The 13,483-nt window shown below is 41.7% G+C and carries 14 protein-coding genes; 3 read left to right on the top strand and 11 right to left on the bottom strand.

Annotated features, from left to right (window positions below; all coding sequences use genetic code 11):
- Positions 1 to 19: 19 nt before the first annotated feature.
- The 6 genes from ACX3PU_RS02440 to ACX3PU_RS02465 form a co-directional block, all read right to left on the bottom strand.
- Positions 20 to 172 (bottom strand): DUF4295 domain-containing protein, encoded by a 153-nt coding sequence (locus ACX3PU_RS02440; protein WP_459083313.1) that lies wholly within the window; start codon positions 170 to 172, stop codon positions 20 to 22.
- A gap of 22 nt (positions 173 to 194) precedes the next feature.
- Positions 195 to 377, bottom strand: a complete 183-nt coding sequence (rpmG, locus tag ACX3PU_RS02445; RefSeq protein WP_194739210.1) for a 50S ribosomal protein L33 — start codon at positions 375 to 377, stop codon at positions 195 to 197.
- Positions 378 to 382: 5 nt separating this feature from the next.
- Positions 383 to 622 (bottom strand): 50S ribosomal protein L28, encoded by a 240-nt coding sequence (gene rpmB / locus ACX3PU_RS02450; protein WP_459083314.1) that lies wholly within the window; start codon positions 620 to 622, stop codon positions 383 to 385.
- A 274-nt stretch (positions 623 to 896) separates the two neighbouring features.
- Entirely contained in the window at positions 897 to 2,528 is a 1,632-nt protein-coding gene (gene lnt / locus ACX3PU_RS02455) for an apolipoprotein N-acyltransferase (protein ID WP_459083315.1), read from the bottom strand.
- Between the two features lie 94 nt (positions 2,529 to 2,622).
- Positions 2,623 to 3,666, bottom strand: coding sequence for a UDP-N-acetylmuramate dehydrogenase (gene murB / locus ACX3PU_RS02460; RefSeq protein WP_459083316.1), 1,044 nt, complete (start codon positions 3,664 to 3,666; stop codon positions 2,623 to 2,625).
- An 82-nt stretch (positions 3,667 to 3,748) separates the two neighbouring features.
- The gene (locus ACX3PU_RS02465; protein WP_459083317.1) at positions 3,749 to 4,954 is read right to left on the bottom strand and encodes a pyridoxal phosphate-dependent aminotransferase; all 1,206 of its coding nucleotides are present in this window, start codon (positions 4,952 to 4,954) and stop codon (positions 3,749 to 3,751) included.
- A 142-nt stretch (positions 4,955 to 5,096) separates the two neighbouring features.
- On the opposite strand from ACX3PU_RS02465, the gene ACX3PU_RS02470 reads away from it, so the two are divergent.
- Complete coding sequence (locus ACX3PU_RS02470; RefSeq protein ID WP_459083318.1) at positions 5,097 to 5,555, top strand: DUF1801 domain-containing protein; 459 nt, start codon at positions 5,097 to 5,099, stop codon at positions 5,553 to 5,555.
- A 170-nt stretch (positions 5,556 to 5,725) separates the two neighbouring features.
- Here ACX3PU_RS02470 and murA read toward each other — a convergent pair whose 3' ends face one another.
- Genes murA through ACX3PU_RS02490 form a run of 4 tightly spaced genes read right to left on the bottom strand, consistent with a single transcriptional unit; the run spans position 5,726 to position 8,603 of the window.
- The gene (gene murA, locus ACX3PU_RS02475; RefSeq protein WP_459083319.1) at positions 5,726 to 7,036 is read right to left on the bottom strand and encodes a UDP-N-acetylglucosamine 1-carboxyvinyltransferase; all 1,311 of its coding nucleotides are present in this window, start codon (positions 7,034 to 7,036) and stop codon (positions 5,726 to 5,728) included.
- Positions 7,036 to 7,683, bottom strand: a complete 648-nt coding sequence (locus tag ACX3PU_RS02480) for a DUF4290 domain-containing protein (RefSeq protein ID WP_459083320.1) — start codon at positions 7,681 to 7,683, stop codon at positions 7,036 to 7,038. The genes murA and ACX3PU_RS02480 overlap by 1 nt, the downstream gene beginning before the upstream one ends.
- 35 nt (positions 7,684 to 7,718) lie before the next feature.
- On the bottom strand, positions 7,719 to 8,132 hold the full coding sequence (locus ACX3PU_RS02485; RefSeq protein WP_459083321.1) for a thiol-disulfide oxidoreductase DCC family protein: 414 nt from the start codon (positions 8,130 to 8,132) through the stop codon (positions 7,719 to 7,721).
- Positions 8,133 to 8,603, bottom strand: coding sequence for a heme-binding domain-containing protein (locus tag ACX3PU_RS02490; RefSeq protein ID WP_459083322.1), 471 nt, complete (start codon positions 8,601 to 8,603; stop codon positions 8,133 to 8,135).
- A 158-nt stretch (positions 8,604 to 8,761) separates the two neighbouring features.
- On the opposite strand from ACX3PU_RS02490, the gene der reads away from it, so the two are divergent.
- Together der and upp are read left to right on the top strand one after the other, a co-directional pair.
- Positions 8,762 to 10,072: a ribosome biogenesis GTPase Der gene (gene der / locus ACX3PU_RS02495; protein ID WP_459083323.1), complete on the top strand. Its 1,311-nt coding sequence runs from the start codon at positions 8,762 to 8,764 to the stop codon at positions 10,070 to 10,072.
- Positions 10,073 to 10,159: 87 nt separating this feature from the next.
- Positions 10,160 to 10,810: a uracil phosphoribosyltransferase gene (upp, locus tag ACX3PU_RS02500; protein ID WP_459083324.1), complete on the top strand. Its 651-nt coding sequence runs from the start codon at positions 10,160 to 10,162 to the stop codon at positions 10,808 to 10,810.
- Positions 10,811 to 10,956: 146 nt separating this feature from the next.
- Here the strand turns inward: upp and ACX3PU_RS02505 are convergent, their stop codons facing one another.
- Positions 10,957 to 13,314 carry an alpha/beta hydrolase family protein gene (locus tag ACX3PU_RS02505; RefSeq protein WP_459083325.1) on the bottom strand — a complete coding sequence of 786 codons (2,358 nt, stop codon included), beginning with the start codon at positions 13,312 to 13,314 and terminating at the stop codon, positions 10,957 to 10,959.
- Positions 13,315 to 13,483 lie beyond the last annotated feature (169 nt).

A 13,483-nucleotide genomic window follows, 5' to 3' on the forward strand; every position in this document is an offset into this window, starting at 1 on the left:
TGTATTAAGTGTGGGAGTCTTATTTCTTAAGAAACGCGTCTACTTCGTCCGCACTCATCACTCTTTCTTCGAAAACGTAAGCTCCAGATTTAGGAGACTTTACCATTTTCACCACTTTGGTTAGTTTTTTAGAGGTCCCGTCTTTTAGGGTTGCTACTACTTTTTTTGCCATTGTAAATATTCTTTAAAAATGGTTACTTAATTTCCTTGTGAACCGTGTACTTCTTAAGAACCGGGTTGAATTTTTTCAGCTCCAGTCTTTCTGTCGTGTTCTTTTTATTTTTGGTTGTGATGTATCTGCTCATCCCAGCCATGCCAGTTTCTTTGTGCTCAGTGCACTCAAGAATTACTTGAACTCTGTTACCTTTTTTTGCCATTGCTGTTATTTTTTAATAAGTCCGTTTCTTTTTCCAATTTCAACTGCCTCTTCAATTCCGATTTTGTTGATAATTCTAAGTCCGTGTGCAGAAACTTTTAACGTGATGTTCTCGTTGGTTTCTGGAAGATGAAATTTCTTCTCCAATAAATTGATTTCAAAACGTCTTTTCGTTTTGTTATGGGCGTGGGAAACGTTGTTACCAACCATTGCACGCTTTCCTGTTATTTGGCAAATTCTTGACATATCTCGATGTTCTTTTTACGACTTTATTATTTGAGTGTGCAAAATTAGGATTAATTTCTGGTACCTCCAAATGTTTTTGAAATTTATTTTCAAATAGTTGCGCTTGAAAGCAAGGGAGAATTCCTCTTGTTGGAGCGTTAAGATACGGGGGGTCACTCGTAAGGCTGCAAAGATACTCTTTTTTGTGCATACGGCCGTTTTAGATTCCTGATTTATTGGGAATCGCGAATTGTAGTGGAGTCTAAAACGGTCTGAAAAGACGTATTCTAGTGCATTAGGCTTTCTTTCGGTTTTGAAACTTTTTGATTAGTGTGTAAAATAGCAAGAAACCTAAAGTAAAGATTGAAATCCGGGTTAAAAGGTCACCGCTTTGCGTATAAAAGGTTTGGTTTTCGTACAGCTTCACTTTGGCATAGAGCGCAGTTTGGTCTCCATAAAAAGTGTCGTTTATAATTTCCCCTCTTGCATCGATATGAGCAGAGATTCCACTGTTTGCTGAGCGCGCAATTTCGCGCCTGTTCTCAATGGCTCGTAAACGGGCATAGGAGAGTAGTTGTTTGTGACCGTTAGAGACTCCCCACCAACTGTCGTTGGTCATGATGGCTAAAAAGTTGGCTCCGTTCTTTACATACTCGGTGGTAAACTCTCCGTAGATGCTTTCGTAGCAAATAACAGGAGCTAATTTTCCTGGGTTGTAAGGGTTTGAAAAGACAGCCCTTTTGTCGTCCTTTCCCAGAGAAGCCACTGCGCCGCCAAAATTAAGCATCGCATCTCCTAAAAGGGGCTTTAAAAGGTTCATGTAAGGGAAGATCTCGACGCCGGGTACTAATTTGCCTTTGTGGTAAGTTTGTATTTCGCTTTTAGGATCTAATTGAACGGCCGTATTGTAACTTTCTACAAAAAGACCCCCTGAAGTTTGGTAGGCGTTTTTGGGTGCGGTTTCTAGTGGAGAGAAAAAGCGGTGCGAGGAGATTCCTGCTGCAAACACGGCGCCGGGTTTGGTGCTTAAAAATTCTTTAACCTGTCCTAGGACGAGGCTATGGTCAAATCCAGTTTCAGAAATGGAACCGCTTCCCGGGAGTGAAGTTTCGGGAGCGATGTAATAGTCGATTTTTCCAGTGGAATGGCTCTGTGCCAATTGCAAAAGCTCCGAAAGGATGGTAAGGGAATCTTTGCTGTATTTCTCGGTATAGGGGTTTAAATCGGGTTGCAAAAGTAATACACTTACTTCCCCTGTAGGCTTCTGCTTAAAAGATTGGTACTTAAGCAGAGAGATTGCCATGGGCAATAGGATTCCAGCTAGGAGAATTGAGGAATTGATAAGCAATGCTTTTTGTTTTCTTGCGGCCTGCCAAACTCGTAAGGTGTAGAATCCGAAGACGTTGATAAGCAAGATCCAGAAACTTCCGCCGGTGGCCCCTAGTGTGTCGTACCACTGAATTAGTTTCGGATACTCTGAAAATGCATTCCCAAGGTTTAACCAAGGCCAAGTGAATTCCCAATTGAGATGAAGCTTCTCAAAGCCCATCCAAATGGCCACAAAGAAAACAAGTCCCCAATAGGTGCCTTGAATTCTCTTATAATGATGATATAGAATGAATACACAGGAGTAGAGTAGGGAATTGGCAAGAACAGGAATGACCACCGCTAAAAGGGAATGAGTTCCGTCTGGGTTTAAAGAGCCGTAGAGCCAACCCGTGGTGACGATGTTCCATATAAGGAAGGTGAGATACGAAAAGCCAAAAATAGACCAGGCCTTGTTTTTTATTTTTGAAAACTTACTTAAGTCGTGCTCCATCACGAGTAAGGGAATGAGCGCGAAAAATAGGAAGAAAGGAATGCCGTATGTAGGCCATGAAAGAGCAAGAAGTACGGCGCTGAGAAGGCTGAGAAACAGGTATTTCATATAAACAATTGCTTCTAGCAAAAATAGGGCTTTAAATTTAGATTCTCTCCCCTAGGTTTGCATTAATTGTGTAAAGCCGATAAATGTCAGGGACCTAAAGAATATTTACTTCTCTCTCTAAGGTAATTCCAAAGGTTTGAAAAACGCTTTGTATGATTTTTTCAGAAAAGTCGAATACTTCCTTTCCTGTTGCCTTTCCTGTTTTGTTCACAAGTACGAGCGCTTGGTGCTCGTGGGCGGCTACATTTCCAATTTGCTTGCCTTTCCAACCGCACTGCTCAATTAAGTAGCCCGCAGGGACTTTTTGTCCACTGGTCGCGGAGTAATGAGGCATGCCGGGAAATTTCGCTTCCAATGTTTGGAAAAATGAATCGGAAACAATTGGGTTTTTGAAAAAACTACCGGCGTTTCCTAAAATTTTGGGATTGGGAAGCTTGCTTTGTCGAATGGAGATCACCGCATTAGAAATGTCTTGAATGCTTGGGTTTTGAATTCCTTTGGATTCAAGTTCCGCGCTAATTGCACCGTAGTTTGTTTTTAAAAGATGAAAAGGGTCTTTTGTGAGTTCGAATTCTACTTCGGTTATTACGTATTTTCCTTTTCCCTGTTTTTTGAAAAAAGAATCGCGGTACCCAAACTGCGCTTGCTCTAAAGAAAATTCTTCTAACTCTAAGGTTTGCAAATTAAGAGCTTTGCAGTTTTTGAAGACATCTTTGATTTCCACTCCGTACGCTCCTATATTCTGTATAGGAGAGGTGCCGACGTTTCCTGGAATAAGGGAGAGGTTTTCCAGGCCGCCGAGGTTTAATTCCTCTAAGGTATAAAGCACGAACTTATGCCAGTTTTCTCCAGCCATGGCTGAAATGGAAGCGGATTTTGGCCCCTTGGATTCCCACTTAATTCCTTTTAAATTGAGTTTGATAACCAGCCCGTCGTAGTCTTGTGTAAAAAGTAGATTGCTTCCTTGTCCTAAAAATAGAGGAGGTTTTAAACTAGGCTCTTCCTTCAATAGAAAGTTGTAGTTTAAAAGAGTCTCTTTGAGCTCATCCAAAGTGGAAACGGCGGCGAAATAGCGTGCCTTTGCCTCCACGCCAAATGTGTTGTACTCTTTAAGAGAATAGGATTCGTTCAAGGTCATAATGCTTTTTTTACACTAAAAAAATAAGGATGAAATAAGAGAAACCGTAAGTCCTATAAAGGGCTTACGGTCCTGTTGGGTTTTAAATGCCTTTGGCTTCTCTGTAAGCAGCAATTGCTTTTTGCAGTAGCTCTACGCTTCTTCTTAAATCGTCTTCGTTTAGTACATAGGCGATACGAACTTGTTTTTTTCCAAGCTCTGGATCGCTGTAGAATCCTCCTGCTGGAGCCACCATGACGGTCTCTTTGTCGTCTTGGAAGTTTTCTAGCATCCACTGCGCGAATACTTCTGTATCATCAACCGGTAGTTCCGCTACACAATAGAATGCGCCCTTCGGTTTTGGACAAATTACTCCCGGAATCGTATTGAGTAGTTCGACAAGTAAGTTTCTTCTTTTGGTGTATTCTTCGCGAACACTTAAAATGTACTCCTGATCGTTTTTATGAGCTGCTGCAGCTGCAATTTGTCCTAAGAGAACAGGGCTTAATCGAGCTTGAGCGAACAGCATTGCCGCATTATGGATAAGTGTAGATCTTGTAATCATACAACCAATACGAGCGCCGCACATGGAATAGCGTTTTGATTCGGAGTCAATCACGATGGCGTGATCTTTTAGCTCTGGAAACTCTAAAATAGAGACTGCTTTTTCTCCATCGTACACATATTCTCTGTAAACTTCATCAGAAATTATAACGATATCATGTTTTAATGCAATTTCAGCAAGCTTTTGAAGCTCTTCTTTTGTGTATAGGTAGCCGGTCGGGTTTCCTGGGTTGCACAGGATGATAGCTTTGGTTTTCGAAGTAATCTTCTTTTCAAAATCTTCCATCGGTGGAAGAGAAAACCCGGATTCAATGCTTGATGGAATGGCCACAACTTTTACTTTGAAAGTAGAGGTGAACCCATTGTAATTTGCGTAGTAAGGTTCTGGGATGATCACTTCGTCTTCATCATCACAAAGTGTAGAGATCGCAAAGTTAAGGGCTTCTGAGCCTCCGTTCGTCACGATGAAATTGTTTGTAGTTAGGTCTGTGAATCCTAAAGAATGGTAATAGTCTCGTAACGCTTCACGGTATTCGATATTGCCTTCAGAAAGTGCATATTCGTAGATCTTAAGATCATTCTGTTTCACGGCATCAAGTGCGGTTTGCGGGGTTGGGATGTCCGGCTGCCCGATGTTTAGATGGAATACTTTGATTCCTTTGGCTTTGGCCTGTGTGGCAAATGGGACTAGTTTTCTAACCGGGGATGCCGGCATTAATTGAGCTCTTTTAGAGATGGTAGGCATATCGAAAATCTTTTACGCAAAATTACTGAAAATACTTCAATTTTCTAGGGATTCCAATTTTGAATTCTAGAGCAGAATTCTATCACTTTATTTTCCTAATTTTGAATGTGCATCAAAATGCGTTAAATCAAATACGAATAAAATGAAGTTTAAATCCCAAGACATTCAGACCTATTACGAGGCACTACCCCAAGATAGAAAGGTGCCTTTTGAGAAACTGTTTCGAATTTTCGAAACCCATTTACCCTCAGGATTTGAATCTCGTCTATCTTATGGTTTTCCAACCTTTAGTGTTCCGCTCAGTACGTATGGGGCAGGGTATCATTGCAAAACGGATGAGCCACTTCCTTTCCTTTCCATTGGTTCACAAAAGAATTTCATGGCGGTTTACCATATGGGTCTTTATGCGAGCCCAGAATTATTAGCGTGGTTTACTACTGAGTACCCCAAACATAGCAAGTACAAATTGGACATGGGAAAATCTTGTATTCGCTTTAAGAAAATGGATGCGATTCCGTACGAGCTCCTAGAAGAATTGGCGGAGAAGATGACCGCACAGCAATGGATTGAGCTTTATGAAAGAAGCTTCCTAAAGCAATAAGTTAAATTACTCGGGGCATCTAAACCAAGTAGTTGTTCTGCGTCGTACAGATGGAAAGCAAGACGAAAAGTACGTGCCTTAAAAAAACTCTCTCGATTTCACTACCTAAAAGTATTAATCTTTAAGTGGTAGCGAATCGAGAGAGTTCTATTTTTTAAAAGGATACCCTTTTAGGAGGTGCGGACAATGTCTGCTCCTAAAGCCTTTAATCGTCCGTCTATGTTTTCATACCCACGGTCGATTTGCTCGATGTTGTGGATCGTTGATTTTCCCTCGGCACTTAAAGCTGCAATTAAAAGCGCATTTCCCGCTCTAATGTCTGGTGATATAAGCGTGGTGCCTCTTAAGGGTGCTTCATGATTTAACCCTACCACTGTGGCGCGGTGTGGATCACAAAGAATTATTTGTGCTCCCATGTCAATTAGTTTGTCCACGAAGAATAGTCTGGACTCAAACATTTTCTGGTGCACCAGTACCGTTCCTTTTGCCTGAGTTGCGACCACTAAAATAATGGAAAGTAAATCCGGTGTAAAGCCTGGCCATGGGGAATCCGAGATGGTTAAAATCGATCCGTCAATAAATTTTGAAATTTTATAGTGTTCTTGAGCGGGAACGAGAATGTCTTCCCCACTACGTTCTAGTTGAATTCCAAGTTTTCTAAAGGTAGAGGGAATAAGCCCGAGCTCTGGCCATTGTACATTTTTAATCGTGATTTCAGATTTGGTCATGGCCGCAAGTCCAATCCATGAACCAATCTCTACCATATCTGGCAGCATGGTGTGCTCGGTTCCGTGTAAGGTTTTAACTCCTTCAATCGTGAGTAGATTGGAGCCAATTCCAGAGATTTTAGCTCCCATACGGTTCAGCATTTTACAAAGCTGTTGCAAGTAGGGTTCGCATGCTGCATTGTATATGCGAGTAGTTCCCGTGGCCAATACAGCGGCAAGTATAATGTTAGCTGTTCCTGTTACCGAAGCTTCTTCTAAAAGCATATAGGTTCCTTTCAGTTCCTTCGCGGATAGACTATAGAATCCTTCCGTTTCATCGTAATGGAATTCAGCGCCTAACTCGACAAGTCCTTGAAAATGCGTGTCAAGTCGACGGCGTCCAATCTTGTCTCCTCCAGGAGTGGGCATATACGCCTCACCAAAACGAGCCAGCATAGGGCCGAGAAGCATAATAGAGCCTCTTAACTTTGCACTGTCTTTTTTGAACTCTTCGGATTTGATATAATCAAAATTGATTTCATCCGCCTTAAAGGAATAGTCTCCATGACCATTTTTTGTGATTTTAACCCCAAAATCGCCAAGGATTTCAATAAGACGGTTCACATCGTGAATGTCGGGGATGTTTTTCACACGAATTTCGCTGTCGCTTAAAAGCACAGCGCATAAAATTTGAAGTGCCTCGTTTTTGGCACCTTGTGGAATGATTTCACCGGAGAGTCTTTTTCCTCCTCTTATTTCAAACGTCCCGCTCATTATTTTCTTCGGTTTTTATTCTGTTGGTATTTTTGACGGTTTTTGTTGCTGTGGTCGCTAGGGCCTGAGTGCTTTTGGTTTTTGTTACGCGTATTCGAATAATAAATTTTGCTTTTTTCTAGCGAATCGATACCGGTTAAATCCAGTCGGTCCTCAGAGAGCTCTTTTAAATGCCTGAAAATAACATCGTCCGTCACGTGCTCCTTGTTATAGATGTTATAGGACTTTTTCATGTTGTTTGCAATGACCTCGATCAACGCTTCTTTTTCATCCCCTTCCTCTTGCTCAATCGCGAGTTCGATGAGTTGAAGAATGCTTTTCCCATAGAATTTGAATTCTCCTTGTAGTATAGGGTAATCTAATTTTTTAGGCTCCGTTTTTCTTTGGTCTTTCGTCGGTATAGGGTAGGGAGAATCCACATCCAAGTCAAAATCTGCTAGGATGAATAAATGGTCCCAAAGTTTATGTCTATAGTTTTCTTCGTCTCGTAAACTCGGATTTCTTTGACCCATGAAGTCCACAATGGCGTGGCTCATTTCATTTCGCTCTTCCTTCGTAGGTAGCTCTTTGCATTGTTCGACCAATTGCTGAATGAGTCGTCCGTACTCAGGCATATTAAGCTGGGTTCTATCGGTATTGTATTCCATGGGTGCAAATATAAGGATTGAAGACGTAAAAAATCTTAGTCAATGAATTTCTTTCGCTGCACTTCGGTGGGCACCGCGCAGTAGGAGCTCGCAAGGTTTTTGCGGTTTTTGGCCACCTTATCGTAGAGGGTGTCGGTTAGCGATCGAGGTAGGAAATTGATTCTGGCCAGTAGTCCATAGGTCCCGCCTAAAACCTTTGCGATTTCAATTGCTGCGCTTGATTTCGTATGGTAGTATAAGCCCGGTTTCCACAAATAGATTGTGTTCATTTCGCCTGCTTCCAATCCTCGTTCTTTTAAAAAGGAGGTAGAAAATTCACTCTGCAGCGCAGAAAATCGAAACAGGTCCTTTGAATCTCGTTTTAAAATCCACTGAATCCAGAAATTGCAGAAGCCGCAATCCCCGTCGTAAAGTACATAGTACTTAGAGGAGTCTACTTTAGGTTCCAATTATTGGGGTTGAAGGTTGAATTTTATTCTTGTGTCGAGTTCTACTTTCTTGAAGTAGTCCACTACCATTTTCATGTCTTCCGGCGAAAACTTAGCCTCTGGGTGTCCAAGTAGGTACGATTCCATCGGCATGTTGCCATTTTGAATTTCTTCCGCGGATTCCTCAAGCTTGTGAGCTTGGCGTTTAGGTTCGTACGTAGCAAATGTGGAAAAATTCAGTTTGGTTCTCGCATCTTCAATATGTTTTTTCAAAAGCCAAGCGGTCGGTTGTACGTTAGAGTACCACGGGTAGCGTGACTCGTTGCTGTGGCAATCGTAGCACGAATTGCGTATTTTTTGAGCGATCGGTTCTGGAGTTTGCTTTGAAATTAGGAAATCCATTCCTTTTGTAACCGGTGGATTGGTCTTGTCAATGGGGAAGAATTGAATGATCACAAAGGCGACCAGTAAGACAAGGAGAAGTTTTTTCATAGCAGGATTTGGTTTGGAGATGTGAAATTACTACTTTTTTTAAGAACTGTAAGAATGGAATTGCATATCTTTGCAAAAATTTTTGGGCTCGGAAAGACTGGGTAACCCATTAATAATCATCATCCTTGAGAGATCTCGGATTATTAAACAAAATTTTGATGAGCAATATTGTCGCTATCGTAGGACGTCCTAACGTCGGAAAATCAACCCTATTTAACCGTTTGCTTGAACGTAGAGAGGCTATTGTCGACTCCGTATCCGGTGTGACCAGAGACCGCCACTACGGGAAGTCCGATTGGAACGGTGTTGAATTCACTGTGATTGACACAGGAGGATACGAAGTAAATTCTGAGGATGTTTTCCAAGGAGAAATCACCAAACAAGTGCAACTAGCCATCGAAGAGGCTACTTCTATTTTGTTTATGCTGAGTGCAGAGGATGGACTGACCGACACAGACCAAGAAATTTTTGAAATGCTTCGCCGCTCTCAAAAGAAGGTCTATTATGTCGTGAACAAAGTGGACTCTGCTACAGAGGAAGTGGCTGCGACTGAATTTTATTCCTTAGGAATTGAAAAGTACTATACCATGTCATCGGCTACAGGATCTGGTTCTGGTGAGCTTCTAGACGACGTGGTAAAAGATTTTCCTACAGTGGATTACAAAGACCCTTTTGAAGGCCTTCCTAAGATAACCATTGCCGGGAGACCTAACGTGGGAAAATCCACAATGACCAATGCCCTTTTGGACAATGAACGTAATATCGTAACGGATGTTGCAGGAACAACCAGAGACAGTATTGAGACGCTTTATAATAAATTTGGACATGAGTTCGTTTTGGTCGATACCGCAGGTATGCGACGAAAAGCGAAAGTAAGTGAGGATTTAGAATTCTATTCCGTGATGCGTTCGGTTCGTGCCATTGAGAACTCGGATGTCGTTATCATTATGATCGATGCCACGCAAGGTTGGGAAAGCCAAGACATGAATATTTTTGGGATTGCCCAGAAAAACCGTAAAGGAATTGTGATTTTAGTGAACAAGTGGGACTTGATTGAGGATAAGCAGACCAATACCATGCGTGATTTTGAACAAAAAATCAAAGACAAAATTGGTCAGTTTACCGACATTCCCGTTTTGTTTGTGTCGGCGTTGACGAAACAAAGAATTTTAAAAGCGGTGGAGGTTGCCATGGAAGTTTTTGAGAACCGTAAGAAAAAAATCAAAACTTCGAAACTTAACGAGGTGATGCTTCCGATCTTTGAAAATTATCCACCTCCTGCATTAAAAGGGAAATACATTAAAATCAAATACTGTGTGCAGTTAGGAACCCCTTCGCCTCAGTTTGTATTCTTCTGCAACTTACCTCAATACGTAAAGGAACCTTACAAGCGTTTTACGGAGAACCAACTTCGGAAACATTTTGGATTTAACGGTGTTCCCATTGAAGTGTATTTCAGACAGAAATAAGAAAAATAAGAATTTGCCTTTTGAGTTTTGACTCAAAAGGTTTTTTAATACCTTTATCGCAACGATATTTTAAACGCTAATTTGATTATGGTGACGCTGCTTTCTGCTCAAAACTCCCTTGTGAGTTGCTGGATGAATGAACTAAGAAATGTGGAGGTTCAATCGGACCGCTTACGATTTCGACGCAATATGGAACGTATCGGAGAGATCGCGGCCTATGAATTAAGTAAGGAACTGGAATTCAAAACAAGTGAAATCTCAACGCCACTCGATGTAATTTCTGTGAATGAGTTTTCAGTTCAGCCTGTGATCACCACCATACTTCGAGCAGGAGTTCCTTTGTTTCAAGGACTACTCAACTATTTTGATAAGGCGGACTGTGGCTTTGTAGCTGCTTACCGCAAACACGAAGAGAATGACTACTTTTCCATCAAGCAGGATTATTTGACTTGCCCTAGCATTGAAGGACGACCCCTTATTGTGGCCGATCCTATGCTAGCCACGGGTGCCAGTTTAATCGAAGCGTTAAAAGACTTACTATCCAATGGAACTCCTTCCAGTATTCATATTGTGGCTGCTATTGCAAGTAGACAAGGGATTGCCACGTTAAAAGAGGCGTATCCTGAGGCAAGAATGTGGGTGGGAGCCATCGATGAGAACCTAACTCCCAAAGGGTATATTACCCCAGGACTTGGAGATGCAGGAGACCTTTCTTATGGCGAAAAACTACAGAGTTAAAGTGGACTTTGAAATTCAATTTAGCGATTGGAATCCATTTCGTACTTGAGCGCTACGGTCCTTTTAAAAAGAGTAATCCTTTAGACATAAAATAAAGAATGCCTATCTGAAACGGAGATAGGCATTCTTTGTTTTAGAAATACAAGTTACTTCTCAAGTAAGTAGGTATTGAAATGCTCTAAGATTCGGCGGTACTCGTCCGTCCAGGAGGAAGTCTCGCGAAAACCATGAGCCTCCACGGGATAAGAAGCTAGATTCCAATTTGTTTTTCCAAGTTCAATGAAGCGTTGTTGCAGCCTGACAATGTCTTTGTATTCCACATTGTTATCCACTACGCCATGAAGCATTAATAGGTGATCCTGTAGATTGTCCGCATAATAAATGGGTGAGGATTTTTTGTAAGCCTCAGGGTCTGTCTCAGGGAAATTTAAAATATTGCCCGTATACCCATGGTTGTAATGGGCCCAATCGGTCACAGAGCGCAGCGCAGCGCCCGCTTTAAATTCACCCGGCTCAGTGAGTAATGCCATAAGAGTAATGAAGCCTCCATAGCTCCCTCCGTAGATTCCAACTTTGCTCGGCTCGATTCCATACTTTTCAACAAGAAGCTTTTTTGCATCCAAATGATCGGAAAGATCTTTGCCACCCATAAAGCGGTAAATGCCGGTTCTTACGTCTCTTCCGTATCCATCGCTTGCCCGGTAATCTATATCAAGAACGGTGTATCCTAAATCGGTTAATAGGTTATGAAACATATATTCTCGAAAGTAAGAACTCCACCAATTGTGCGCATTTTGCAAATAGCCCGCCCCGTGCACAAAAATCACGGCGGCTGAGTTTTTCACCTCTGCTTTTGGCTTGTAGATTCTTGCGTAAATTTCTTGACCGTCCTGCGCATTGAAAGAGAGAACTTCCGGTTCTTTCCAGGAATAGCGATTAAATTCCTTAGTGGTGGAATGGGTAATGGGTTGGAGTTTTGGGTTTGACGAGTTGTCAGCCACATAAAGTTCCCAAGGTTTGTTTTTGTACGAATAGCGAACGGCTACTTTTTTCTCATCTGGAGAAAGCACGACTTCGTGAGCGCCGTTTTGGGTAAGGAGTGGGGTGAGTTTTCCACCGCTAGTGCTTAGTTTGTAAAATTCTCGGTTCCCAGGATGCGTGGTATTGGTTGAAAGGTAAAACGTTTTTTTGTCTTTAGAGAGCTGGGCTTCTCTCACTTCCCAGTTTCCGCTGGTAAGGGTTTTTCTTTCTTTCGATTTCAGGTTGTACGTGTAAAGATGCGAATATCCCGTTTTCTCAGATTGGTAGTAGAGTGTGGATAGGTCCTCTAAAAACCCAATGTTTCCCGTGCCGAAGGAATAGGAAGGAATGCCCGGTCCGCCTATCCAAGCTTCGTCATGTTGATGGTCAATTTCCTCAAAACTTCCATCCTTTAAATTTAAAGAAACGAGCCATCGATCTTTGTTGTCTTGGGATCGAATGTCCACAACCGCGTAGCTTCCATCGTCACTGTACAGGGTCCGTCCAAAGGACAATTCTCTTGGTTCTTTTTTGCTTTTGCTCTCTGCTTTTGCAGAACTAGTGGTTTGGCGAAGATACTCGGGCTCTATAGAAAGACCGGTTAAGGTTTTAAATTCAACAAAATAAGCGCTGTCTCTTTCGATACTATAAATTCCAAGTCTAGAAGGGAAGAGGTTCTTGTGGGACACTTTCTGTTTGGTTGGCCTCGATTCGTTGTATCCATCCTCTGTGATGAATACGGCCATGACTTCGTTTTGATTTTTAGCGCGCGTACCTTCCACAAACGTGACATACTTCTCGTTTGGATTTACGGAGAGATTAAAGAAATCTTTTCCTGTACCGAAAGATTTCGGTAAGGTTTTTTTTAGGAGTTTGCTTCGCTGTTCTCTCCACTTTTTTCTCGCGTTTTGGTCTTGAATGTATTCAAAGAGTTCCTTTTGTTGAGAGGCTAAGAAACTGTCCTTTGCTTTTGGTTTCTCTTCTGTTTTTGCTTTTGAAAAGTTTGTGATCTGAACGAGGCTTCCTTCGCTAGAACTCAGTTTGAAACTATTTCCATTTTGCTCAAAGAAAAGTACGCCTGGCGTTTTGCCCAATTGTAAATTAGAAAGGGGAGCCGCGTTTTGAAAAAGTCTTTTTTTCTTTTTGCTTTTCGAGTCATAGGACCAAAGGGCGCCTCCTGACACATAATAATAGGTTTGAAAATCCTTAGTTTGAAATCGGCTGCTATAAAACTGCTCGTCCTCAAGGCTTGCGGGAAGAGGCTCTCTCATTCCTTTTTTCCAGTAATGCATCGTTTTCCCAAGCTCGTTTTTTGGGTTCCAATCAAAATAAAGAGTTTCATTGTCGAAGCCCCAAACTGGGTTTTCAGGGGAATAGCCTACGAACTCTTCACCTTTCATGATTTCGGCTAGATTTAGAGGTGAGGATTGAGCAGACAAAAGGAGGGCAAAAAGAAATGCCGAGAGCCTAAGGAGTTTTTTCATAGTTACTTTTTTTCAGGAGAGTTCAAATATAATTATTTTTAACACAAAACGAGTAGTGATAAAGGGGCTAGCAGGAAATTAGTATTCAAAGGAGGACCTATTTTCGAAGTGCAAGATTTTTGATTTGCAAAAGAGCACGATTTGCTAAATTCATCCTCGTCCTTATTGC

The organism is Chryseobacterium sp. A301, assembly GCF_054489425.1.

Bases quoted from the DNA above. Each gene is read 5' to 3' on its own strand.
- ACX3PU_RS02440 (WP_459083313.1), bottom strand. From the start codon at position 172: ATGGCAAAAAAAGTAGTAGCAACCCTAAAAGACGGGACCTCTAAAAAA.
- rpmG (WP_194739210.1), bottom strand. From the start codon at position 377: ATGGCAAAAAAAGGTAACAGAGTTCAAGTAATTCTTGAGTGCACTGAG.
- rpmB (WP_459083314.1), bottom strand. From the start codon at position 622: ATGTCAAGAATTTGCCAAATAACAGGAAAGCGTGCAATGGTTGGTAAC.
- lnt (WP_459083315.1), bottom strand. From the start codon at position 2,528: ATGAAATACCTGTTTCTCAGCCTTCTCAGCGCCGTACTTCTTGCTCTT.
- murB (WP_459083316.1), bottom strand. From the start codon at position 3,666: ATGACCTTGAACGAATCCTATTCTCTTAAAGAGTACAACACATTTGGC.
- ACX3PU_RS02465 (WP_459083317.1), bottom strand. From the start codon at position 4,954: ATGCCTACCATCTCTAAAAGAGCTCAATTAATGCCGGCATCCCCGGTT.
- ACX3PU_RS02470 (WP_459083318.1), top strand. From the start codon at position 5,097: ATGAAGTTTAAATCCCAAGACATTCAGACCTATTACGAGGCACTACCC.
- murA (WP_459083319.1), bottom strand. From the start codon at position 7,036: ATGAGCGGGACGTTTGAAATAAGAGGAGGAAAAAGACTCTCCGGTGAA.
- ACX3PU_RS02480 (WP_459083320.1), bottom strand. From the start codon at position 7,683: ATGGAATACAATACCGATAGAACCCAGCTTAATATGCCTGAGTACGGA.
- ACX3PU_RS02490 (WP_459083322.1), bottom strand. From the start codon at position 8,603: ATGAAAAAACTTCTCCTTGTCTTACTGGTCGCCTTTGTGATCATTCAA.
- der (WP_459083323.1), top strand. From the start codon at position 8,762: ATGAGCAATATTGTCGCTATCGTAGGACGTCCTAACGTCGGAAAATCA.
- upp (WP_459083324.1), top strand. From the start codon at position 10,160: ATGGTGACGCTGCTTTCTGCTCAAAACTCCCTTGTGAGTTGCTGGATG.
- ACX3PU_RS02505 (WP_459083325.1), bottom strand. From the start codon at position 13,314: ATGAAAAAACTCCTTAGGCTCTCGGCATTTCTTTTTGCCCTCCTTTTG.